Source organism: Brevibacterium salitolerans, from assembly GCF_039531405.1.
Taxonomy (GTDB): domain Bacteria; phylum Actinomycetota; class Actinomycetes; order Actinomycetales; family Brevibacteriaceae; genus Brevibacterium; species Brevibacterium salitolerans.
Genome location: NZ_BAAAPZ010000006.1, coordinates 100,985 through 124,243 on the forward strand (window position 1 = coordinate 100,985; position 23,259 = coordinate 124,243).

Annotated in this window: 20 protein-coding genes and 1 pseudogene; 14 read left to right on the plus strand and 7 right to left on the minus strand. The window is 72.1% G+C overall.

Features of this window, described 5'->3' with window-relative positions; all coding sequences use genetic code 11:
• Positions 1-90 precede the first annotated feature (90 nt).
• Complete coding sequence (locus tag ABD240_RS08520) at positions 91-1,002, minus strand: LysR family transcriptional regulator (protein WP_291793304.1); 912 nt, start codon at positions 1,000-1,002, stop codon at positions 91-93.
• Positions 1,003-1,162: 160 nt separating this feature from the next.
• Between ABD240_RS08520 and ABD240_RS08525 the strand changes: the two genes are divergently transcribed.
• The 4 genes from ABD240_RS08525 (at position 1,163) to ABD240_RS08540 (ending at position 5,677) form a co-directional block, all read left to right on the plus strand.
• Positions 1,163-2,119, plus strand: coding sequence for a CoA transferase subunit A (locus tag ABD240_RS08525; protein ID WP_291793306.1), 957 nt, complete (start codon positions 1,163-1,165; stop codon positions 2,117-2,119).
• Positions 2,116-2,964, plus strand: coding sequence for a CoA-transferase subunit beta (locus tag ABD240_RS08530; RefSeq protein WP_291793308.1), 849 nt, complete (start codon positions 2,116-2,118; stop codon positions 2,962-2,964). Before ABD240_RS08525 ends, ABD240_RS08530 begins: the two co-directional genes overlap by 4 nt.
• 80 nt (positions 2,965-3,044) lie before the next feature.
• Positions 3,045-4,247, plus strand: coding sequence for a CaiB/BaiF CoA transferase family protein (locus ABD240_RS08535; protein ID WP_291793310.1), 1,203 nt, complete (start codon positions 3,045-3,047; stop codon positions 4,245-4,247).
• A complete protein-coding gene (locus ABD240_RS08540; protein ID WP_291793312.1) occupies positions 4,244-5,677 on the plus strand; it encodes an MFS transporter in 1,434 nt (477 codons plus the stop codon). The genes ABD240_RS08535 and ABD240_RS08540 overlap by 4 nt, the downstream gene beginning before the upstream one ends.
• Positions 5,678-5,818: 141 nt before the next feature.
• Here ABD240_RS08540 and ABD240_RS08545 read toward each other — a convergent pair whose 3' ends face one another.
• From ABD240_RS08545 to ABD240_RS08555, 3 genes are all read right to left on the minus strand, one after another.
• Positions 5,819-7,030, minus strand: a complete 1,212-nt coding sequence (locus ABD240_RS08545; protein WP_344336871.1) for a hypothetical protein — start codon at positions 7,028-7,030, stop codon at positions 5,819-5,821.
• Between the two features lie 15 nt (positions 7,031-7,045).
• Complete coding sequence (locus ABD240_RS08550; protein ID WP_291793316.1) at positions 7,046-7,669, minus strand: hypothetical protein; 624 nt, start codon at positions 7,667-7,669, stop codon at positions 7,046-7,048.
• A gap of 163 nt (positions 7,670-7,832) precedes the next feature.
• Complete coding sequence (locus ABD240_RS08555) at positions 7,833-8,588, minus strand: SDR family oxidoreductase (protein WP_344336872.1); 756 nt, start codon at positions 8,586-8,588, stop codon at positions 7,833-7,835.
• A gap of 485 nt (positions 8,589-9,073) precedes the next feature.
• Here ABD240_RS08555 and ABD240_RS08560 point away from each other — a divergent pair, with 485 nt between their 5' ends.
• From ABD240_RS08560 to pheA, 4 genes are all read left to right on the plus strand, one after another.
• Positions 9,074-9,661 carry an SRPBCC domain-containing protein gene (locus ABD240_RS08560; protein WP_344336873.1) on the plus strand — a complete coding sequence of 196 codons (588 nt, stop codon included), beginning with the start codon at positions 9,074-9,076 and terminating at the stop codon, positions 9,659-9,661.
• Positions 9,662-9,939: 278 nt separating this feature from the next.
• The gene (locus ABD240_RS08565) at positions 9,940-10,824 is read left to right on the plus strand and encodes a DUF5926 family protein (protein ID WP_344336874.1); all 885 of its coding nucleotides are present in this window, start codon (positions 9,940-9,942) and stop codon (positions 10,822-10,824) included.
• A gap of 1 nt (position 10,825) precedes the next feature.
• On the plus strand, positions 10,826-11,623 hold the full coding sequence (locus ABD240_RS08570; RefSeq protein ID WP_344336875.1) for a glycosyltransferase family 2 protein: 798 nt from the start codon (positions 10,826-10,828) through the stop codon (positions 11,621-11,623).
• Positions 11,620-12,642, plus strand: coding sequence for a prephenate dehydratase (gene pheA / locus ABD240_RS08575; RefSeq protein ID WP_291794701.1), 1,023 nt, complete (start codon positions 11,620-11,622; stop codon positions 12,640-12,642). The genes ABD240_RS08570 and pheA overlap by 4 nt, the downstream gene beginning before the upstream one ends.
• A gap of 77 nt (positions 12,643-12,719) precedes the next feature.
• Here the strand turns inward: pheA and ABD240_RS08580 are convergent, their stop codons facing one another.
• Positions 12,720-13,781: an NAD-dependent epimerase/dehydratase family protein gene (locus tag ABD240_RS08580; protein WP_344336876.1), complete on the minus strand. Its 1,062-nt coding sequence runs from the start codon at positions 13,779-13,781 to the stop codon at positions 12,720-12,722.
• Entirely contained in the window at positions 13,778-14,647 is an 870-nt protein-coding gene (locus tag ABD240_RS08585) for an enoyl-CoA hydratase (protein ID WP_291794703.1), read from the minus strand. Before ABD240_RS08585 ends, ABD240_RS08580 begins: the two co-directional genes overlap by 4 nt.
• Positions 14,648-15,039: 392 nt before the next feature.
• Here ABD240_RS08585 and ABD240_RS08590 point away from each other — a divergent pair, with 392 nt between their 5' ends.
• From ABD240_RS08590 to ABD240_RS08605, 5 genes and pseudogenes are all read left to right on the plus strand, one after another.
• Positions 15,040-15,546, plus strand: a complete 507-nt coding sequence (locus ABD240_RS08590; protein ID WP_344336877.1) for a hypothetical protein — start codon at positions 15,040-15,042, stop codon at positions 15,544-15,546.
• A 189-nt stretch (positions 15,547-15,735) separates the two neighbouring features.
• The gene (locus tag ABD240_RS08595; RefSeq protein ID WP_344336878.1) at positions 15,736-16,122 is read left to right on the plus strand and encodes a MauE/DoxX family redox-associated membrane protein; all 387 of its coding nucleotides are present in this window, start codon (positions 15,736-15,738) and stop codon (positions 16,120-16,122) included.
• Positions 16,097-16,174: pseudogene (locus ABD240_RS17120) on the plus strand (hypothetical protein); the annotation flags it as partial. The gene ABD240_RS08595 and the pseudogene ABD240_RS17120, both read left to right, overlap by 26 nt.
• 9 nt (positions 16,175-16,183) lie before the next feature.
• Entirely contained in the window at positions 16,184-16,978 is a 795-nt protein-coding gene (locus tag ABD240_RS08600; protein WP_344336879.1) for a TlpA family protein disulfide reductase, read from the plus strand.
• A 230-nt stretch (positions 16,979-17,208) separates the two neighbouring features.
• Entirely contained in the window at positions 17,209-18,522 is a 1,314-nt protein-coding gene (locus tag ABD240_RS08605) for a hypothetical protein (RefSeq protein WP_344336880.1), read from the plus strand.
• A 162-nt stretch (positions 18,523-18,684) separates the two neighbouring features.
• Here the strand turns inward: ABD240_RS08605 and ABD240_RS08610 are convergent, their stop codons facing one another.
• Positions 18,685-20,136, minus strand: a complete 1,452-nt coding sequence (locus ABD240_RS08610; RefSeq protein WP_344336881.1) for a sugar transferase — start codon at positions 20,134-20,136, stop codon at positions 18,685-18,687.
• Positions 20,137-20,504: 368 nt separating this feature from the next.
• On the opposite strand from ABD240_RS08610, the gene clpB reads away from it, so the two are divergent.
• Positions 20,505-23,129, plus strand: a complete 2,625-nt coding sequence (gene clpB / locus ABD240_RS08615) for an ATP-dependent chaperone ClpB (protein ID WP_344336882.1) — start codon at positions 20,505-20,507, stop codon at positions 23,127-23,129.
• Positions 23,130-23,259 lie beyond the last annotated feature (130 nt).

Consider the following 23,259-nt stretch of genomic DNA (forward strand, 5'->3'; position numbering starts at 1 on the left):
CGGAGGTGTGATCTCCGGCCGGGTGCGCGTGGTGCGGCAGCCGGATCTGCGGGGGCGGACGGACGCGGCGTGTGCGCCCGAGGCGCCGGCTCAGCCGGTGGGCACCTCGATGGTGGGCAGGGCGGTCGCGGCGGTGGTGAGGACCTCGCGCAGCGCCGGGCTGCTGGGCGGCTCCCGGTGGGCGAGGTAGACGACGATGGGGTCGTCGTGGCCCACCTCCAGGGGCACGCTCACCACTCCGGGGTGGTTGAACCCGGCGGTGACGGAGTCGTAGGAGATGGTGATGCCCATCTCCGTGGAGATGAGGGCGCCGATGATCCACGAGTCCGCGACCTCCTGGACGACGCGGGGTTCGAAGCCCGCGCGATGGCACCAGCGGGAGATGAGTTCGCGCATCGTCGAGCCGGAGTCCGAGGGCAGGAGGATGAAGCTCTCGTCCGCGAGCTCCTCGACCCTGACGGAGGTGCGCCGGGCGAAGCGGTGGGAGCCGTAGACGGCGACGACGGGCTGGTCGATCATGACCGGCCGGCCGTAGATGTGCGGCGGCTGGGTCTGCCAGCGCACGAGTGCGAGGTCGATCGTGCCGTCGCGCAGCCGGTCCAGGGCCTCCTTGGTGTAGATGCTGGACTCGAGCTCCATCGTGATGCCGGGCTTGCGGTGGCGGACGGCGCGGGTGAGCCGTGCCGCGAGCAGGGCGGAGGAGTAGCCGCCGAATCCGAGGCGGACCCGGCCCGTGTCGCCGGCGGCGGCGAAGTGCACGGCCTGCTCCGCGGTCTCCGAGGCCTCCAGCAGTGCGCGTGCCGGGCCCACGAGGGCCTCGCCCGCGGGGGCGAGGGCGACCTGGCGGGTGGTGCGGTGGAAGAGTTCGGCGCCCAGCTCCTTCTCGAACTGGCGGATGGTGCGGCTGAGCGGTGGCTGCGCCATGCCCAGCCGTTCCGCCGCGCGACCGAAGTGCAGCTCTTCCGCCACGGCGAGGAAGGCGCGGATCTGTTGCAGTTCCATGAACGGCAGTATCGCATGATTAATGCTCAAATATAAAGAAAGAAGGTGGATTCTCTCTGGCTGTTGACATAATCTGGCGGGGTCCTGCTGTGACGCGGGACGCTCGGTGAGCAGGACGCTCCGGAGCGGAGCGATGAAGCTGTGAGAGAGGGAGCTGCCAGTGGCAGAGGAGCAGGGGGCGCCGGACCGGCGCTCGGACAAGGTCAGAGACCTCGGCGAGGCGATCGCGGAGCTTGTGCACGACGGGGACACCATCGCACTCGAGGGCTTCTCGCACCTCATCCCCTTCGCCGCAGGCCACGAGATCATCCGGCAGGGGAGGAAGCACCTCACATTCTGCCGCATGACCCCGGATCTCATCGCGGACATGCTGATCGCCGCGGGCTGTGTCGACCGGCTGGTGTGCTCGTTCTTCGCCTCCGGCTCCGCCGGCAGCCTCTACGAGATCCGCAGGCGTCTGGAGAAGCACGACCCGGAACCCCTCGCGGTGGAGGAGTACAGCCACCACGCGATGGTCCTGCGCTACCACGCGGGTGCCAGCCGCCTCCCCTTCGTCCCCATCCGCTCGTTCGCCGGCTCGGACATCCCCCGCATCAACCCGGACATCCGCGAGGTGGACGACCCCTACGGCGAGGGCACCGTCTACGTGGTGCCGCCGCTCAACCCGGATGTGACGATCATCCACGCACAGCGCGCGGACTCCCGCGGCAACGCGCAGATCTGGGGCATCACGGGGGTGCAGCAGGAGGCCGTCTACGCCGCGCAGCGCGTGATCGTTACGGTCGAGGAGATCGTGGACGACGAGGTGGTCCGCTCCGATCCCAACCGCACCCTCATCCCCGCACACGCCGTGGACGCCGTGTGCGTGGTGCCCCGCGGCGCGCACCCCTCGTATGTGCAGGGTTCCTACGACCGCGACAACGCCTTCTACCGGATGTGGCCGCCGCTCGCCAAGGACCCCGCGAAGCTCCAGGAGTGGCTGGACACCCACGTGCGGGGGACCCGCACGCACGAGGAGTACCTGGCGCAGGTGGGCGAGGAGCACCTGCGCTCGCTGGAGGTGGCCTCGCGGCCCTCGCAGCCGGTGGACTACGGCAGAAGGAGGACGGACGCATGAGCGCGGTGGACGGAGCACGCACGGAAGCACGCACTGTGGAGGGAACGGCAGCGGTGGACGCAGGACAGGCGGCGGTGGCTCAGGACTACTCGCAGACGGAGCTCATCGTCTGCGCGGCGGCTGCGCTGCTGGCCGGCAAGCGGACGGTGTTCGCGGGCATCGGACTGCCCACCCTGGCGGTGGACCTGGCGCACCGGACCATCAACCGGGGCATCGAGCTCATCTACGAATCCGGCGTGGCCGGAGCGCACCCCGAGGCCATGGCGGAGGGCATCGCGGACTCCGTGGTGGTCTCCGGCGCGGAGTCCGTGGTGAGCATGCAGGCGCTGTTCGGCTACGTGCTGCAGGGCGGCAACGTGGATGTGGGCTTCCTGGGTGCGGCGCAGATCGACCGGCACGGCTCGCTCAACACCTCCGTGATCGGCGACTGGGAGAAGCCCACCGTGCGGCTGCCCGGCTCCGGCGGGGCGACGGACATCATGGCCAACGCCGGAGAGGTGTTCGTCATCATCCGCCGGCACGACCACGCCTCGTTCCCCGCGCAGCTGGACTTCGTCACCTCGCCCTCGCCGGTGGCCGCACGCGCCAGCGGCCGCGGCATCATGCCGCAGGGCCACGGCGTGAGCACCGTCATCACCCCGCTGGGCGTGCTGCGGCGTGAGGACCCGTACGGCGAGCTCGTGCTCACGCACACGCACCCGGGAGTGACGGTGGAGCAGGTGCGCGAGGCCACCGGCTGGGACCTGGCCGTCGCGGACGAGGTCGCGGTCACCTCGGAGCCCACGGCGGAGCAGGTGCGCCTGCTCCGGGACGAGATCGACACCGTCCGCCTGTACCTGCGCTGACTGTGCCTGCGCTGACTGCGCCTGCGACGAGCACGGCCGGCACTGGAGATTCGATGAGAACGGAAGAGGAGAGTCAGCCGATGAGCTCGGAGAACGTGACCACGGAGAGCCTGTTCGAGCGGTCCGGGGAGGGCCCGCTGGCGGGCGTGGTCGTCGCGGACTTCTCACGGGTGCTCGCGGGCCCCTACGCCACGATGATGCTGGCGGACCTGGGTGCCACCGTCATCAAGGTGGAGGGCCCCGGCGGTGACGACACCCGCAGCTGGAAGCCGCCGGTGCGCGGCGACGACGCCACCTACTACCTCTCCGTCAACCGCAACAAGCGCGACGTGGTGCTCGACTTCGGCGTGCCCGAGGACCTGGCGCTCGCCCAGGAGCTCGCCCGGCGCGCGGACGTGGTGGTGGAGAACTTCAAGCCCGGTGGGCTCGCGAAGTTCGGGCTCGACTACGAGACCGTCCGGGCCGGCAACCCCAGCGTCGTCTACGCCTCGGTCACGGGGTTCGGCGGGCACAATCCGCAGCCCGGCTACGACCTGCTCGTCCAGGGCCTCTCCGGCTTCATGAGTCTCACCGGCGCTCCGGACGGCCCGCCCTTCCGCGGCGGAGTGGCGATCTTCGACGTGATGACGGGCCTGCACACCACCATCGGCATCCTCGCCGCGCTCCGTCACCGCACGGCGACGGGGGAGGGCCAGCAGGTGGAGACGAACCTGCTCTCCTCCGCGCTCTCCGGCATGGTCAACCAGACCTCCGGCTACGTGGCGGCGGGCAACGTGCCCACGCGCATGGGCAACGAGCACCCCAGCCTCTACCCGTACCAGCCGATGGCGACGGGTGAGGGGGAGCTCATCATCGCCTGCGGCAACGACCGCCAGTTCGCGGTGCTCGCGGAGGCGGTGGAGCGTCCGGAGTGGCTCGAGGACGAGCGCTTCGCCACCGCCGTTCCCCGGAACCGGCACCGCAAGGAGCTGGAGCCGCTGCTGCTGGAGGCGCTCTCCCACCGGTCCGCGCAGGAGTGGTACGCCCTCCTCACGGAGCGCGGGCTGCCGTGCGCGCCCATCAACTCGGTGGCGCAGGGAGTGCAGCTCGCGGAGCAGATGGGTCTGGACCCGGTCGCCGAGGTGGGCTCCGGCGACCGCGTCGTCCCCACCGTGGCCAGCCCCCTGCGCCTCTCGCGCACGCCGGTCGCCTACGACCTCGCCCCGCCGCGGCTGGGGGAGGACTCGGACCTCGTGCGCGCCTGGCTGAGCGCTCCCCCGGCGGGGGAGGGCTCCGCACAGTGACCGGCACCCGCCCGCCGGGCAGGCTGGCATACCTGGCGATGCTGGGTGTCACCGCGGCGGGCACGCTCGGCGGCACCGTCATCAACGCGCCGCTCGACTGGATCCGCGAGGAGTTCCACTCGACCGACGCGCGCGTGGTCCTCGCGGTCGCCGCCTACACCGTCGCGATGGCGGTCTCCGTCCCGCTGGCGGGATGGCTGTGCGACCGGTTCGGGGCCATCCGCGTGGTGCTCGCGGGCCTGGCGCTGCTGGCGCTCGCCCAGCTGCTGGCAGTGTTCGCCCCCAGCCTCGAGATGCTCATCGTCCTGCGGGCCGTGCAGGGGGCGGCCTGCGCGGCGTTCCCGCCGGGAGTGCAGCGCTCCCTCGTGATCCTCTGGCCGGAGAAGGGGTCAGCGGCCCTCGCGGCGTGGGCGGCTGCCATAGGCGTGGGACAGGCGATGGGACCTCCCCTGGGCGGGCTGATCACGCAGGCCGTGGGCTGGCGCGGCGTGTTCTGCTTCTCCGCGGCCTTCTCCGGCCTGCTGTTCGCCGTCGTGGTCCTCACCGTGCCGCGCACGGCGGGCCGCAGAGTGCCCCTGCACGCGCCGGGCATGGGGTTCCTCATGGCCGCTGTGGGCTTCGCGATCGCGACAGTGACGCTGGTGGGCCAGCGCGGACCCTGGCCCGTGGAGCTCCTCGTGGGCGCTGCCGCCGTGGTCTGCGGGGTGGTCTTCATGGTGCTCGCCTCCCGGCACCCGGACGAGCTCGTGCCGCCCCGACTGCTGATGGAGGCCCGGTACATGCGGGCGACGGCGATCGCGATGTCCGCAATGGTCGTCACGGGGATCACGCTGTCCTCCCTGCCGCTGTGGCTCGCGCAGGTGCTGGGGCTGGAACCGGGGTTCGTGGGCCTCGTCGTGTTCACGACCGCCGCCGCGATGGCGCTGGCCGCGCCGCTCACCTCCGTGCTGCAGAAGCGGCTGGGCGGGTGGCTCGCGGTCGTGTCCGCACTGTCCGCGCTGCTGGCGGTGACGCTGGCGCTGGGCGCCTGGCTCGACTGGGGCCCGGTGGGCACGCACACCGTCGCCGAGGCTGCGGGACGTGCCGCAGCCCAGGCGGGTGTCGCCGAGGCCCAGCCGGGTGCCGCGGTCCCGGCCCCGGTCGTGCAGGCGCTGGTGATCGTCGTCCTCCTGGCGGTGCTCGGGGCCGCCCTCAACGCCAGCCAGGGCCTCGCCGCATTCTCCGTCTCGCAGACGGCGGGCGGGCGCAACCCGCTGGCGTTCGGCCTGCACAACACCGGGCGGTTCGCCGGCCTCGCGGTGGGCTTCGCCTGGACGGCGCTCACCTATCCGCTGGGCTCGATGCTGCTGGTGGGCAGCGGTGCGGCCGTCGCGGTGGCCGTCTCGCTGCTGCTCGTCCTGCGCGGGGGACCGCTGCCGGCGCAGGAGTGAGCGCTCTGCACCCGTGAGCTCCGCCCGGGGCGTGAGCGGTGCGTTCGCAGAGGAGCGAAGAGGCCCGGCCCCGCGGGTGCGAGCGCTCAGCTGACCTTCCGGCACCCGGCAGTCCGTACCCCGCCCCGCGGACGTGAGGGCTCAGCTCCGGGAGGGCAGAGCGTTCTCCCACGGCCAGGTGAAGTCGGGATCCTCCCAGGGCCAGGTGAAGCCGCCGTCTCCGGAGCCCCCGTCGCTTCCGGAACCGCCGTCGTTCCCGGAGTTCCCGCTGCCCTCGTCCGGGGAGCCCCCGTCCGAGCCCTCGCCGCTGCCGGAGCCGTCGCCACCGTTGCCGCTGTCCGAGCCGCCGGAACCCTCGCCGTCGTCCCACGGCGGCCGCCAGTCGTCGAACGGTCCTCCGCCGTCGTCCTCGGGCGCAGGGCTCTCCTCCTCGGGGGAGTCGTTCCCGGAGTCGTCGCCGGAGGGCGATTCCTCCTCGGAGCCGCCGTCGGACCAGGGGAAGCGCGGGCCGGAGTCGTCCTCGGGCGTGGGCTCCTCGGCGGGTTCCGTCTCCTCCACCTCCTCCGTGGCCGCGGGCGCGGGGTCGTCCGCGGCCTCGTCGTCCCGCGGCCAGAACAGCAGCGCCGCCGCAGCGACCAGCAGTGCGAGGAGGACGATGATCACCCAGGAGGAGGCCCGCCGGTACCAGGGCGTGGGCTCCTCGGGCTCCTCCGGGGCGGGCCCGGAGGCAGAGGCCCCGGGTACGGGAGCGAGGTCGATGCCCTGCGCGAACACGGCTCGCGAGAACGCGGTGTCCTGGAACTCGGGCTCGCCCGGTCCCCCTTCCGCCCCGAAGCCGCCGGGAGTGCCGGGGCCGCCGGAATCTCCGCCGCCCGCACCGAACCCGCCGGCCCCGGCTCCACCGGCCCAGTTCGCGCCGGCCTGCGGGTACAGGCGCGTGCCCCCGTCGTCCTGCCCGGCGGCGCCTGTGCCCTGTCCGGGCGTCGCACCGCCGGAGCCGGCCTGCGGGTAGAGACGTGTGCCGTCGTCGGCTGCTTCCGCGGCTCCGGCCGCACCCGCTGCTCCCGTCGCGCCCGCCGTTCCGGCCGGGGCCGCCGCGGACGGCATCACGCGGGTGGACGGCGGGGCTGCCTGTGCCTCACCGGCGGCGGGAGACCGCGGGTGGCCCCGGCGCCTGCCGAGGATCGGGCCCTGCTGGGACTCCTGCTGCGAGGCCGCGCGGCGGATGCGGGGCGACTCGGCCCGCGGCAGCACGCGGGTGCTGTCGTCCTCCGTGTACCGGACCGTCTCCTCGTCCGCGCCGCTCGAGCCTCTGCGCGGGCCGGTGCCCTCTTCGCCGGGTCCATGGGTCATGCGTGTGTTCCTCCTTCACCACACCGGGCGGAAGCCGGCGTGCAGCTCGTCCGGGGTGAGGGTGTGCAGGGCGCCGGTGTCGCTCACGAGGAAGCGCGACCGGCGGTTCATCTCGAACTCGTAGACGTGCTCCGTCCGCAGCAGCACAGCGGTGCCGCGCAGCGTCGGGAGGCCCTGGCCGCCCTGGGTCGGGGCGAGTGAGCTCAGCAGGTTCCTGTGCAGCTGGAAGAAGTCCACCAGGCCGCAGAACCCCAGCTCGGTGCCGTCCCAGACGAACACGGGGTGCGCGTCTCCGGTGTGCAGGCTCTGCCACATGCTCACGCCGGGCGGCTGCTGGGGGCCGGGAGGATCGGCGATCGAGACCGCCCCGCTGCTCTCCGCATGGAGGGTGCCGCCCTGGCGCACGTGCAGCAGGCGGAGAGTCCCCTGCGGGTCGCGGAGCAGCGCGCGGTAGTCGCGGGGGAGGCCCTGTTCCAGAGCCTCGGGTGCAAAGGCGGCGCGCGCCTGCGTCCAGAACGCCGTCGCGGCGCGCGGTGAGGTGCCGGGGGAGGAGGCCACGACCTCGTATCCGGCCTGTGTGACGGCATAGGCGACGTCTGCGGCGGACTGTGCGGAGCCGCTGTAGTGGGCTGCTGTCATGGGCCGAGCATAGTGGCCGTGCGTGTGCGCGCCGTGGATGCGGCCGAGGCGGGCGTGCGGGGGAGGGACGGCTCCGGTGCGCCCGAACGGCCTCGGCAGAGGATGCACACGGCGCGTGCCCGAGGCTTTCGGGCACGCGCCGGGCGCAGGCGAGGGTGAGCGGTCAGGCGCCGCCGCCCAGGGTGACTCCGCCGTCGGCCACGACGAGCTCGCCGGTGATCCAGGAGGCCTCGTCGGAGAGGAGGAAGGCTGCCAGCGCGGCGATGTCCTCCGGCTCGCCCAGGCGCTTGAGCGGATAGGCCGCCGCGACCTTCTCCTCGCCGGCCTCGTAGAGCTTCTCCGCGAACCTCGTCTTCACGACGGCGGGCGCGATCGCATTCACGCGGATGTCCGGCCCCAGCTCCATCGCGTACTGCTTGGTGATGTGCGTGATCATCGACTTGGTGGCGCCGTAGAAGCCGATCATGTGCGGCTGGCGCACGGCCGCCACGGAGGAGAGGTTGACGATGGAGCCTCCGTTCTCCTTCATGGCGGCCTCGTAGACCTTGCGGGTCCACTGCATGGTGGAGTGGACGTTGACCGTGAAGATCTTCTGGATCGCCGCGTCGTCGAGCTCGATGAGGGGGCCGTAGACGGGGTTGATGCCGGTGTTGTTGACCAGCACGTCGACGGAGCCGAAGGCGTCCAGCGCCTTGGCGATCGTCTCGTCCTGGTGTGCCGGGTCATCGGCCTTGCCCGCGACCGCGAGCGCCTTCTCCGGGCCGCCCAGCTGCTCCACGGCCGCGGCTAGCGCTTCCTCGCCGCGTGCGGTGATGACGACGCGGGCTCCCTCATCCACCAGACGCTGGGCGATGCCCAGCCCGATCCCGCGCGAGGCGCCCGTGACGATCGCGACCTTGCCTGTGAAGCGTGCGGACATGTGCTCTCCTTCGAGTCTGGGTTCTGCCGGGGCAGCCGGGCCGCGACGTGGTGGCCGCATCTCCCCTGCGCGAGACTGCGCGGGCGAGGCGGTGTGCACGCCGGGGCGCACGACTGATCGATCGTTTAGAAATCTGTCACATCCGCGCGGGCGAGTCAACGGAATTGACGGCCTCGTCAGGTCAGGCTGTCCTTGCGGCCTTGCGGCCTTGCGGCCTTGCGGCCTTGCGGCCTTGCGGCCTTGCGGCCCTGCGGCCCAGTGCTTCCGGTTCCCGGGAGGCGGTCGTGCCGGTGAGGACGCCCCGGGCTCAGGCTCCCCCGGACGAGAGGGCGGTGCGGGCGCGGGCTTCCGTCGAGTGGAGACGAAAGGCCGCCCCGGACGAGGACACGAGCACGCGCGAGCACGGGAGAAGGAGACAGACCGCCGGGGCGCGCAGTCAGTAGGGTGGAGGGCGAGTCCGCCAGCCCCACATCACAGGAGTGCGCATGCCGCTGTCCGAGTCGACTGTCTCCGCCGTCACCCAGGCCCTCGCCGAGGCCTCCGTCACCGCCGAGGCCCAGTCCCTCTCGCACGGCACCACCCTGCTGCGCATGGGCGTGCCGCTCGCCGCCGATGCGCAGACGGTGTGGGACCACCTCACGCAGCCGGAGCTGCTGGCCCGCTGGTCGCCGATCGTCCCCGACCGCCCGCTCACGGAGATGGGCCCGGCGGTCTCCCGGGAGACGTCCGAGGGCCCCGCGGTCGACGCACGGGTCATCGAGGTCGCGCCCGGTCAGGTGCTCCGCCACGCCTGGGGCGGCGAGGGCGAGGTGCTGTGGGAGATCACCGCCGTCCCGCTCGACGAGTCTGCCGCTGCGGAAGTGGGCGCCGCCTGCGTCCTCACCGTCACCCAGACCTTCACCCGCCGCGACCTCGTACCGCCCACCGCCGCCGGCTGGCACGTGTGCCTCGCGGTGCTGTCCCTGCTCATGGAGGGGCGTGAGGTGGAGCGCGTGGTGGGTGAGGACGCGATGGCGGTGGGCTGGGAGGCCCTGCGCGACGCCTACGAGCGAGGCTTCGTCGAGGCGGACTGAGCCGGAGGCCGGGGCGCGGCGGGTGCATTCCCTCCGGACACCCCGGTAGTGCACCCGGCCGCCCACGTATACGTGGGCGGCAGCGTCGACAGGCGGGCCCCAGCGTTGGCTGCCCCGCCCGCCCCGTCCCTGCGGCGCAGCTCGCCCCGTCCTGAGGCGGCGCAGTCCGTCCCGTCCCCGCACCACTCCCGCACGCCGCAGGACACCCCGGCACCGCCCCACCGCTGCTGGCACGGAGCTGAGCCGTCCTCCGCCCCGCTCCCCGTAGACTGACCCGCATGGGTAAGAAGTCCAAGAAGTCCAGAGAAGAGATCATCGCCAAGCGCCTGGCGAAGGCGCAGGCGGGCGCATGGGTGCCCCGGCCGTTCGAGGGGCTGCCGTTCGAGGCGGATCTCATCTGCCTGCGGGAGCTCGTCCCGGCCGCCACCGCCACCGTGCGGCTCACGGAGGAGCACGGCGGGCATGAGGTGGTCCTCGCCTCGCTCCTCCCTGCCGCCTGGCAGGCGCTCCACCGCGCGGACGGCGTGCTCATGGCCGGCCTGCAGGTGCCGTTCTCCTCCGCGGACCCCTCCCGCGACCTCGCCGCCGCGATCCTCGAGGTGGCCGCCGGCGAGCCCGGCACCTACGTGGAGGCGAACTCGCAGCCCGGCGAGGGGCCCCGTCTCCAGGACGTCCTCGACCTCTCCGCCCCCTTCGACATCACCCTCCACGAGACCTTCGACTACTGGGTGCCGGAGGACGAGTCGCTGCGTGACGAGGACGTCGTCGCCGCGCTCGCGCAGGCCAATGAGTCCATCAGCCCCACGGAGAAGCTCGTCTCCGCACCGTCCGCGTACTGGACGAACATGTCCGGCCGCGTCTACGTCCGGTGGGCGCAGACGCAGCCGGAGGAGAAGGTGCTCAACGGCCTCGCCCGGCTGCACGCCAAGGGGGAGAACGACCTCGGCACGGAGGGCGGGAAGTACCTGGGCTGCTTCCGCGCCCACGGCATCGTCGTCCCCGTCTGGGAGTTCCCGCCGGCCACGCAGCCGGACGACCTCGAGGAGGGTCTGGCCTCCTTCGCCGCGCGCTTCGACGAGGCCGTCTCCGCCGAGACCGCCCTCGACTACGAGGAGCGCCGCGCCAAGGCGGGCGTCGTCTCCCGTCAGCTGACCATCCGCTGACATGGGTGAGGCAGCGCAGACACCAGGCAGGCCCGCCCCCGAGGCCGGTGCGGGCACCACTCCCGAGGCCCTCGCCGTCATCATCCCGGCGAAGGACGAGGCCCAGCGCATCGCGGCGACGGTGGCCTCGGCGAAGACCATCCCGGGGGCGGACCTCGTGATGGTCGTGGACGACGGCTCCTCCGACGAGACGGCCGCCCGCGCCCGTGAGGCCGGCGCCCAGGTCGTGACGCACCGGAAGAACCGGGGCAAGGCGCAGGCGATGATCACCGGGGCCAATGCGGTGCGCAACCGCGAGATCTCGCAGCTGGAGCCGGGACAGCGGCCTCGGCACCGGGCGCTCCTGTTCATCGACGGCGACCTCGAGGACTCCGCGGCCAACACGGCACCGCTCGCGGGCCCCGTCCTCGCAGGCGAGGCGGACGCGACCATCGCGATCCTGCCGCCCCAGAAGCGCAAGGGCGGCGGGTTCGGGCTCGTGGTGGGGCTGGCGGCCAGGGGGATCGAGGCGCAGTCCGGCTTCGTCGCCACGCAGCCGCTCTCCGGCATGCGCTGCCTCACGCGGGAGGCCTTCGAGGCCACCCAGCCCTTCGCGGCGGGATGGGGCGTGGAGACCGGCATGACGATCGACCTGGTGCGCGCGGGCATGCGCGTCCAGGAGGTCGAGTGCGATCTCCACCACCGCGTGACCGGTCGTGACCTCCGCGCAGTCCTCCACCGCGCCGCACAGTACCGCGATGTGGCACGCGCCCTCGCCGCACGCAAGCTCGCCTCAAGGAAGAACCGCACTCGCCCATGACCGCTCCGTCCTCACCGTCTGCTCCCGCGCGCTCCTACGCCTTCCTGGGCCCGACCGCCACGTTCACGGAGGCCGCGCTCATCCGCATCCTCACCCGCAGGGGCGAGCTGGAGACTGCGGAGCGCGTGCCCATGCGATCTGCGGATCTCATGCTCGAGGCGGTCCGCAACGGTGAGGTCGACGCCGCGGTCGTCCCCATCGAGAACTCCGTGGAGGGCGGCGTGCCGGCCACGCTCGACGCGCTCACCCGCCACGGCCGTCTGCAGATCGTCGCCGAGGCCGTCATCCCCGTCCGCTTCGTGCTCGCTGCGCGGCCGGGCGAGGCGTCGGTGGAGACGCTCACGAGCTTCGGTTCGCATCCCCACGGGGAGGCGCAGGCGCGTCTCTGGCTCGCGGAGCACGCGCCGCGTGCGGAGTACCGGGCGACGTCCTCGACCGCGGCCGCTGCGGCCGAGCTCGCCGCCGCACCCTCTGCGGCCGAGGCCCCGTTCCAGGCCGCGGTGTGTCCTCTGCTGGCGGCCGAGACCTACGGGCTCGAGGTGCTGGCCGACGACATCGGCGAGGAGCGCAACGCGGTCACCCGCTTCATCTGCGTGACCCGCCCCGGCGAGCTGCCGGAGCGCACCGGCGCGGACCGGACCACGTTCGTCGTGGGACTCGCGAGCGACCGCGCGGGGGCGCTGCTGGAGATGCTGGAGCAGCTGGCGGCCCGGGGCGTGAACATGTCCCGGATCGAGTCCAGGCCCACCGGCAACGGCCTCGGGCTCTACCAGTTCTCCATCGACGCCAAGGGCCACATCGCGGAGGCGCGGGTGGCGGAGGCCATGCAGGGCATCCACCGCATCGCCGCCAAGGTGCAGTTCCTGGGGTCCTACCCCGCGGACGAGGGCGAATGGGACGTGCCGATCTCCGCTGAGGCGGCTGCCGCGGCGGCGGACCCCCGCGTCACGGACGAGGCCTTCGCCGCCGCAGCGTCCTGGCTGGAGCAGATCAGGCGCACCGGCGGGCTCGCGGACTGAGAACCCCGCATACCGTCACGCAAGCTCAGGCGGTGCACGCACGTGCGTGCACCGCCTGAGCTTCTGCGTCTGCGTGACTAGCTGTGCGGTGCGAGCCTCTGCTCCGGCTGGACTCCCAGCAGACTCGTGAGCCTCGCGAGGCTGTACGTCCTCTCCCGCACGTACTCCTCGATCTGCGCGACGGTGTGGGCGGGGCGGTTGTCCGCACGCGGCTTCCCGGCGCGCTTGGCCGCGAACCACGCGCGTGCCTTCGCCAGGTCCGCCGGGCGCTCGTCGAGCAGCACCGGAGGATGGTCGGTGCGCGCCAGATACGTCATGAGCGCTTCGCGGAAGAGGTAGGGCTCCGGGTCCGCGACGTTGATCCGACCGCTCACCTGCGGCCTGTCGATGCCGGCGAGCACCGCCTCCACCACGGTGTCGAGGTGGGCGAGCATGACGGTGTTCCTGGCACCGCCGGGCAGCAGCAGGGCGTCCTTGCGGCGGAAGCTCTCGAGGTCGTCGATGAGGCCGTCCGCGGACCCCGGGGCGTACACGCGTGCGGGCCTCAGGACCAGCGCGTCCGGACGCACCCGCGCGATGACCTGCTCCGCGCGCGCGGCGGTGAGGGGGAAGGGCGCCGTGTGCTCCGACTCCTCCAGCGGACCCGCCTCCTCGTGCAGACGGGTGTGGTCGCGGTCGATGCCGTAGACGGCGGTGGTGGAGAGGTGGATGAAGCGTGCGTGGGGGAACACGTCGAGGACCTTGCGGGTGCCCGCGGCGTTGACGGCGTGGAACTCCTCCTCGGGCCCCCAGTCGTCGCTCCTCCGTGCGCAGTGCACCACGGTGCGGACGCGGCCTGAGAGGGCGGCGACCTCCTCGGGGACCTCGGTGGTGAGGTCCCACCGCATGAGGCGCACGTGCGAGGGTCTGCCCGCTCCTCGCCCGGAGACCGCCCACCCGGCGGACTCCCGGCCCGAGCCGTGCGTGCCGGCCGCGGCCTCGGGCGTGTCTGCCTGTGTCCCCGTGCCCGGCGAACTCGCTCTGCCGGGGCCGGGCGCGGGCGGAAGGTCCGCGGCGAGGACGGGGGTGCCGCGTTCGCTGAGGGCACGGACCACGGCAGAGCCCACCAGGCCCGAGGCGCCGGTGACCAGGACGGTCATGCGCCCTGCCCCCGGACGTCCTCGCGGTCGTCCGAGCGGCCGGTGAAGCCGCCCCTGCCCGCGTGCGGGTCCGAGGCCTCACGCCCCTGCCAGGTGGGGGTGCGCTTGGTGAGGAAGGCGTCGATGCCCTCCTGCGCATCGGGGAGGACGGCGTTCTCCGCCATCGTGGCCGCCATGGCGGCATAGGCCTCGGGCGTGGACATGGACAGCTGCCGGTAGAAGGCGGCCTTGCCCAGCGCGACGGTGGCAGACGAGGCCTCGGCGACCTTCTCCGCGAGCGCCTGGGCGGCCTCGACGAGCTCCTCCGCCGGGACCACGTCGGAGACGAGTCCGTGGGCGAGCGCCTGCTGGGCGGTGAGCGCATCGCCGGTGAGCAGCATGCGCATGGCCTGCTTGGTGGGCAGGGCGCGTGCGATCGCCACGCCGGGGGTGGAGCAGAAGAGCCCGATGCGCACGCCCGGCGTGGCGAAGGAGGCGGTCTCCGCGGCCACCGCGAGATCGCAGGTGGCGACCAGCTGCGCACCCGCGGCCGTGGCCAGCCCCTGGACCTGTGCGATGACCGGCTGGGGTATCCGCTGGACCGTGAGCATGAGGTCCGCGCACAGGTCGAAGATCTCCTGCTGGCGGGCGTGCGAGGCGCCGCGGATCTCCTTGAGGTCGTGGCCGGAGGAGAAGACGTGGCCCTCGGCGGCGAGGACGACGGCGTGGAGATCGGTCCGCTCGCCGACGGTCTCCAGCGTGTCGCGCAGCTGCGTCATGAGAGTGGTGGACAGGGCGTTGCGCGTGGCGGGCGAGGCGAGCGTCAGCGTCACGACGGCGCCGCGGATCTGGATGGTGAGGAGGTCGGTGCTGTGGAGGTCGCTCATGGCCCCATGGTAGTGGGCGGGGCGCGCGGGACCCGGGAGGAAACGGCCAAGTTACGTCTGCGTAGCGGCCGTGTAGGGCGGCCGGTACGCAGACGTAACTTGGCGGGGTGGGACGCGGGGTGGAGCGCGGGGTGGAACGTGGGGGCGGAAAGGGCCGGCGGGCAGGGTGGTCGATCCGTTGCCGTGTGGAAATGAACGTTCTGCGCATGAAGTGCACACGAAGCGAACGGATTTGCACGAATGACGTTTCAGTAGGTTACTGAGGTGTAATTTCCTCTCTCGTGTGGTTCGAATCCGGCTTGTGCTGAGGGACGAACTGCGCGCGCAGTCCGCTGTGCACCGGCAGAGATGAATCAGGAGCGGCGATCCCGCTCCTCGACCACGAGGTGAGAATGAACGAAGAGACGAAGACGGGCCTGTCGCGACGGAGCCTGGCGAGGGGTGCGGCCTGGTCCATCCCCGTGATCAGTGCGGCGGTGGCCGTGCCGCTGGCCTCCGCGTCCGTGCAGGCGCCGCTCGAGGGGATCGTGGTCCAGGGCCGCTGCGCCGGGCTCGGCCTGCTGGGCCGCCACTTCCGGATCACCGCCTCCGCGGACCCGATCCCCGCGGGCTCCGTGCTGACCATCCGGAAGGAATCGGGGCTGGGCGTGAGCCTCATCGACTGGAATCTCGAGGGCTTCGGCGGTCTGCTCAGCGTCGCGGCGATCGACTCCAACACGGTGGCCTACACGTTCAACGACGAGTGGTCGGGGCAGGGGAGCATCGGTTCCGCGGTGAATGTCGATGTCGCAGTGCGCCTCTACGCGACCCTCGCCCTGCCCGCCGGCTACGAGGCGGGTGAGACCTCCAAGCTCGAGGGGAGCATCCGGAACACGCTGGTCGTCTGCCGCGACGAATGACCGTGGGGCGGGTGGGCCGGAGAGGCTCACCCGCCGCTCGGCACGCACCCACCCGCTGCTCTTGCACGCATCCGCCCGCCGCTCCGCACCGGGATCCGTGCGCCAGGAAGGGAAGCCGCTCTGTCAGCTGAAGCCTCGGTCCTCTCCCCATCCGGCCCTGTACGGGCCGCCGTGTGGGACCAGGCCGCCATGTGGAACCAGATCGCCGCCGGGGAGCAGGCTGCTGCCTGGGGGCAGGCAGCAGCACAGGCGATCAGCGGCGGCGCTGCGGGCAGCTTCGCCCTCGGGGTGCTGGTCGTCGCATTCGGCGTCGCGGGAGCGGCCAAGCTGGGGCACCCGGGTCGTGCGCTCGCGGCGATGCGCGGTCTGGGCGTGCCCGCTCGCCTGCAGAGGCAGGGGTTCGCGCATGCGCTCCCTGTGGCTGAACTGCTGCTCGCACTCGCGCTGGGCCTCACCGGTGGTGCGGTCCGCGCTGCGGCGGTGCTCTGCGCGTTCGGCGCACTCCTGGCCTTCACCGTGCTGCTCGCACTCGCGCTGGGCCTCACCGGCGGTGCGGTCCGCGCTGCGGCGGGGTGAGGCGGTCGACTGCGACTGCTTCGGCGCGCTGTCCGCGGGCAGCCCGGTGACGTGGCGTTCCGTGGCCCGCAATCTCCTGCTGATGCTCGCCGCCGGGACGGTCCTCGTCTCACCTCCTGCGGGTCTCCTGCCCGTCGCACTGCTGCGCGCGGGTCCTGTCGCTGCGCTCGGCGTCGTCACGAGCTGGGCGCTCCTCCTCGTCCTCGTCCTGTTCCTCCAGGTGCGCGGCCTGCGCAGGAAGGCCGGGCAGGCATCTGCCTCGGCGGGCAGAGGTGAGGACCCCGGTTCCGCGGCAGAGGCATCCCCTTCCCCGGCCGGAGCCCCTCCGCTCCTCGCCGGCGCCTACGCACCGGGAGCGGCTCCGTGCGCCAACTGTCCTGTACCGGCTCAGACGGCCGCGTTCCCTTCTGCGGGCCGCGCTCCGGCACGCATGGGCGACCGCATACCGGATGCCGAACTCCTGCACGAGGACTTCACCGCGGTCCCTCTCGCGCGCCTCGGCGGGGACCTTCCCGTGCTCCTCCTCTTCCTCTCGCCCTCCTGCCCGCCCTGCCGCGAGGCGGCCCTCCGGCTGGCCGGGTGGAGCGAGGCGATCGCTCCCGTCGCGCTGCGGGTCGCGTCCACGGCGACGCCGCGGGAGCTGCGGGAGGAGCTGCCCGAGGCCGTGCCCTTCTCCCTCCACGCCGCAGGCTGGGCGAAGCGCGCCCTGGGAGTGAAGGGGACCCCGTCCGCCGTCCTCCTGGGCGGTGGGGCGGAGGGGGTGGTCGCCTCGCCCGTGGTGGAGGGCATGGAGCAGATCGAGATGCTCGTGGAGAGCCTCCTCGCGGCGAGAGGCGAGAGCCGGGCGAACGGCTGAGTGACGTCTGGGTAGCGGCCGTGGCGGGCGGCCGCTGCGCAGACGTCGCGTATGTGAAGCGGGCCGGGACAGTGCGGAGCGGGCCGGGGCGGAGCGACGCAGGGCGGGGAGCGCGGACGGCTGCCCCTCGAGCCGTACGTGCACGGTAGATTTCTCCTGAGCGCATTCCAGCGTCGCCCACGGGACGCCCCCGGTGGGCGACCGACAGTCACGGAGAGGCCCTGCAGAGAGTGAATCCGCAGACGAACGAGGAGATCCGCCCGGTGCCGGTGGAGGTCGTGGGCGACCGCGCTGAGGGCTGGGTGGGTGCCATGGGTCTGCGTGTGCGTGTGTGCGCGGCCGCGGAATCGCGGCACCTGCTCGCCCGGCTGCTCGCGCCGTGGGCGGAGTCCGGCCCCGAGGCCGGGGATGGTGCCGGCCGCCGGATCGTCCTGCCCGCCGGCCCCGAGGGCGCGGACGCGGCGGCACCGCATGCCTGCCCCGAGGTCGACCTCGGGATCCTCACCGAGGCCTCGGCGGAGCGCGTCGCCTCCGTGCTCAGCACCCGGGTCACGCTGGCCGCGCTCGAACACCACCGGGGCGCGCACCTCCTGTTCCACGCCGGCGGGATCGCCGACGAACGGGGACGGGTCGCAGTCATCGTGGGGCCCTCCGGGCGCGGGAAGACGACGACCACGCGCCGCCTCGCCCAGGAGTACGGCTACGTGAGCGACGAGACCATCACCCTCACGGGAGACGGTGTCGTCCTGCCCTATCGCAAGCCGCTCTCCGTCATCACGGAAGGGCACGCGCACAAGCTGCAGATCGCTCCGTCCGCCCTGGGCCTGCTGCCCCTGCCGGATGTGAAGCTGCGGGTCGCCGGCCTCGTCCTGCTGGAACGCCGCGACGACGGCGCGGCGGAGTCCGCGGTGACGCCGGTGCCGCTCGCGGAGGCACTCGTGGAGCTCGTGCAGCAGACGAGCTACCTGGCGGAGCTGCCCCGCCCCCTCCGGCGGATCGCGGAGACGGCGCAGGCCACGGGCGGGATCCGCCGGCTGCATGCGGGGGCACCGGAGCGGATCGCCGAGGCCGCTCCCGCGCTGTTCGCGCCGGGCGTCTGTGAGCGGTGGGAGCAGGTGCTGCCGATGGGTCCCGGGGAAGGCGGTGCTCGACGTGCCGGCGCCCGAGGCGCAGGTGCCCGAGATGCCAGTGCGTCGTCCCAGCGCACTCTCGGGGTGGAGCCGGGTGAGCGCGGGGTGGAGCCGGGCGACGGCACAGGCCCCGGGCCGGCAGGACTGCCCTTTGCGGCCGCACCCGTGCTGGATGCGATCGAGTGCGAGAGCGGCACGGTGGTCTTCAGCGAGGACCGCCAGGTGAGGCTTCTCTCCGGACTGGGTTCCGTGCTGTGGCGCGGGGTCTGCGAGGGCGATGACTGGGAGGATCTGGAGGCTCGTGTCATCGCGCAGCTGGGCACTCCGCCGGACGGAGATGTGCGCTCTGCGGTGTTCGAGGCGTGTGAGGCGCTCGTGGAGGCGGAGGTCTTCGCCTCGCGCCCTCGCGAGTGACCCGAACAGGCCGCGGCGCCGGGGAACCCGCGGCGCCGGTCATCCGCGATGTGACGTCTGCGTAGCGGCCGCCCACCCCGGCCGCTACGCAGACGTCACTTGGGCGGCGGGGGCGCTCCGCCCGGCTGCGTGGGACTCATGCATGGGGCTCATGCGTGGGGCTCAATAGGCGCCCTCCTTGGCGAGCACCACCTTGACGGTGCGGATGAGGATGATGATGTCCTGGACGAACGACCAGTTCTCCACGTAGTAGAGGTCCAGGCGGATGCTCTCCTCCCAGTCCAGGTCCGAGCGCCCGCCGACCTGCCACAGTCCGGTGATCCCCGGCGTGACCTTGAGCCGGCGCATGGCGTAGGGGTCGTACTGGAGGACCTCGCGCTCCAGGGGCGGCCTGGGTCCCACCATGGACATGGTGCCCAGGAGGACGTTGAACAGCTGTGGGAGCTCGTCGATGGAGTAGCGGCGGATGAATGCGCCCACCCGGGTGATGCGCGGGTCGTCCTTCATCTTGAACAGGACGCCGTTGCCGGCGTCCTGGCCGTGCAGCGCGCTGAGCTCCGCCACCTTCGCGTCCGCGTCCACCGCCATCGAGCGGAACTTGTACATGGTGAAGGGTGCGTTGCCCCGTCCTATGCGCTGCTGCGCGTAGAAGACGGGGCCGCCGTCGTCCAGCTTGATCGCGATGGCCGTGGCGAGCAGCAGCGGGGAGATGACGACGAGACCCACGGCGGCGCAGAAGAGGTCGAAGGTGCGCTTGAGCGCTGCCTGGAAGCCTTCGATCTTGGGGGTCGAGACGTGGATGAGGGGAAGATCCGCGACGGGATGGGAGTGGATGCGCGGCCCGGCGATGTCCGTGAGCGCCGGCGCGAGGACGAGGGAGATCTCCCGGGAGGCGAGCTCCCAGCTGAGCGCGCGCATGGTGCGCGGTTTGAGCCCGTGGCCGGTGATCGCGACGACCTCCGCGCGGTTCTCCAGGATGCTGTCCATGATCGCGTCCGCGGTCCGCTCCACGGAGACGACTGGGAGGGGGAGCTCCTGACCGTCCGGTGAGTGGAGGCTGTAGCCGGGGAGGACCGCGCCGATGGGCAGATACCCGCTGCCGGGCGTGCGTTCGAAGCTCCTGTGGAGCTGCAGGACCTCCGCGGGGCCGCCGATGATGAGGAGACGGCGGCTGAGCTCGCCGCGGCTGCGCCTGCGGATGATGAGCTTCCGGGAGATCCAGCGCCACAGCAGCAGGGCGAGGAGGCCCAGGGGTGCGGCGAGGGCGACGTAGCCGCGGGCCAGCTCGATGCGCAGCGCGTAGGAGACGATCGCGACCCCGCCGAACACGGCGAGCGTGGCCGCGAAGATCCTCTGGTACTCGAGGGTCCCGGAGCCGATCACCCGGATGTCCCAGGCACGCCAGATGTTCAGGGCGAGGACCCAGAGCACGCCGATCAGCACTCCGACGAGCCAGTAGTCGATGCGGAGATCGTCCGCGGCCAGCTGTGCGTCCTCGTCGCTGAAGCGCACGACCTGCGCGGCGGTGAGCGTGAGGACGATGATCAGGACATCGCCGATGAAGGCGTTGCGCGGCAGACGCTTCTGCCATGCAGACTCAACATCGTCTCTCAACGAGCCTCCTCGACAGCGTGTCAGAGCCACTGTACGAGATGTGACGCACAGTGGCTCTGAGAGAGTGGAGCGAATGCGGCTGTCCGGCGGAGAGCCGGGGCCTGGGGGCGAGTATAGGTATTTCTGGATATCGGAACGACCGGTTCTGCCCATGCGGGGAAAAGTGTGATCCCTTCGTTGCCTGATGGCGGGATCCGGACGCATGGTGACGCATTCCGGGAGGACGGCGACGCGCGCAGCGCAGTGCCTGCGATCCAGGGTGCGTTCGCGCGCTGCGGCCGACGAATTCTCCCCTTGAGTGGAATAGACTCAACTTTGTTCCTGTTGACCTGGCATACGCACAGACACCAGAGCAGAACGGAGTCCTCATGGAAGCCAAGTTCACCACCAAGTCCCAGGAGGTCCTGGCCGCAGCGGCCCAGGACGCCGTGGCGCGCGGCCACGGCCAGATCGAGCCCGCGCACATCCTCATGCAGCTGCTCGCGCAGCCGGAGAGCATCGCGGTCTCCCTGCTGGAGGCCGCGGGCGCGCAGGCCGCGCCCCTGCGCGCCGCCGCGGAGCGGATCCTCGCCGCGCAGCCCACGGTCTCCGGGCAGTCCGTGAGCCGGCCCGGCCTCTCCCGCCCGGCCATGGCGCTGCTGAATGCCGCGGAGCAGGAGATGCAGGCCCTGGGCGACACCTTCGTCTCCACGGAGCACCTCCTGCTGGGGGCCGCGGCGGAGCAGGGTGAGGTGGGTCAGGCGATGAAGAGCGCCGGGGCCACCCGAGAGGCCCTGCTCGCGGTCCTCCCGCAGGTGCGCGGCGGGAAGAAGGTGACGAGCGAGGATCCGGAGTCCACCTTCCAGGCGCTGGAGAAGTACGGCGTGGACCTCACGGCGGCCGCACGGGAGCGGAAGCTCGATCCGGTGATCGGCCGCGACTCGGAGATCCGCCGTGTGGTGCAGGTGCTCAGCCGCCGCACCAAGAACAACCCCGTCCTCATCGGCGAGCCCGGCGTCGGCAAGACCGCCGTGGTCGAGGGGCTCGCGCAGCGGATCGTCGCCGGCGACGTGCCGGAGTCCCTGCGCAACAAGCAGCTCATCAGCCTCGACCTCTCCGCCATGGTGGCGGGCGCCAAGTACCGCGGTGAGTTCGAGGAGCGCCTCAAGGCCGTGCTGGAGGAGATCAAGGGCTCCGACGGTGAGGTCATCACGTTCATCGACGAGATCCACACGGTCGTGGGCGCCGGTGCCGGAGGGGACTCCAGCATGGACGCCGGCAACATGCTCAAGCCCATGCTGGCCCGCGGCGAGCTGCGCATGATCGGTGCGACCACCCTGGACGAGTTCCGCGAGAACATCGAGAAGGACCCCGCCTTGGAGCGCCGGTTCCAGCAGGTGTTCGTGGGCGAGCCCAGCGTCGAGGACACCGTGGCGATCCTCCGCGGTCTCAAGGAGCGCTACGAGGCCCACCACCAGGTCACCATCGCGGACTCCGCGCTCGTGGCCGCGGCCTCCCTGTCCCACCGCTACATCCCGGACCGGCAGCTGCCGGACAAGGCGATCGACCTGGTGGACGAGGCGGCCTCGCGCCTGCGGATGGAGATCGACTCCGCTCCCATCGAGATCGACGAGCTCCGCCGTGTGGTGGACCGGCTGAAGATGGAGGAGCTCGCACTCTCGCAGGAGTCCGACGCCGCGTCGAAGGAGCGCCTCGAGGCGCTGCAGGCGGACCTCGCGGACAAGCAGGAGGAGCTCGGCCGCCTCAATGCGGTCTGGGAGCGCCAGCGCGCGGATCTCAACCGCGTGGGCGAGCTGAGGAAGAAGCTCGACGACCTGCGTTCGCAGGCGGAGATCGCCACGCGGGAGACGGACCTGGAGACCGCCTCGCGGCTGCTCTACGGCGAGATCCCCGCCGTGGAGAAGGAGATCGCCGCAGCCGAGGCCGCAGCGCAGGCCGCCGAGGCCTCGGGCGAGGACCAGGAGGACGGCTCCGACCGGCCCATGGTGAACGAGCAGGTGCGCGCCGACGACATCGCCGAGGTGGTCGCCGCCTGGACCGGCATCCCCGCCGGCCGTCTGCTGCAGGGGGAGCGGGAGAAGCTCCTTCACGCGGAGGACGTGATCGGTGAGCGGCTGATCGGGCAGAAGGCGGCGGTGCAGTCCGTCTCGGATGCGATCCGGCGTTCGCGCGCGGGTGTGTCCGATCCGGACAGGCCCACCGGTTCGTTCCTGTTCCTCGGCCCCACCGGTGTGGGCAAGACGGAGCTGGCGAAGTCCCTCGCGGACTTCCTCTTCGACGACGAGCGTGCGCTGGTGCGCATCGACATGAGCGAGTACGGGGAGAAGCACTCGGTGTCCCGGCTCGTGGGTGCGCCTCCCGGATACGTGGGCTACGAATCCGGCGGTCAGCTCACCGAGGCCGTGCGGCGCAGGCCGTACTCCGTCGTCCTGCTGGACGAGGTGGAGAAGGCGCACCCGGACGTCTTCGACATCCTCCTGCAGGTGCTCGACGACGGCAGGCTCACGGACGGGCAGGGCAGGACCGTGGACTTCCGCAACACGATCCTCATCCTCACCTCCAACCTGGGCTCGCAGTTCCTCGTGGACCAGTCGCTCACGCAGGAGGAGCAGAGGTCCAAGGTGATGGAGGTCGTGCACATGGCCTTCAAGCCGGAGTTCCTCAACCGGCTGGACGACGTCGTGCTCTTCGACGCGCTCAGCACCGCGGAGCTCAGCCGGATCGTGGATCTGCAGATCGCGGAGATGCAGCAGCGGCTCGCGGAGCGGCGCATCACCCTGCAGGCCACCGCGGCGGCCAAGGACTGGCTGGCGATGGAGGGCTACGACCCCGCCTACGGCGCTCGCCCGCTCCGTCGCCTGGTGCAGCGGGAGATCGGCGACAGGCTGGCCAAGGAGATCCTGGCGGGCGAGGTGCGCGACGGCGACACCGTGACGGTGGACCGGCCCGAGGCCTTCGAGGAGCAGGGCCTGAGGCTCAGCACCGTGCGGTGAGCCGGGCCGGGGTGACGAGCCCGGCGGGTGAGCCCGGGCAGCTGACGTCCGCGGGCAGGCCGGCACCGGCCGGCACCGGCCGGAGGAATCCCTGCGGAGGAGCCGGGGAGAGCGCGTGCTCTCCCCGGCT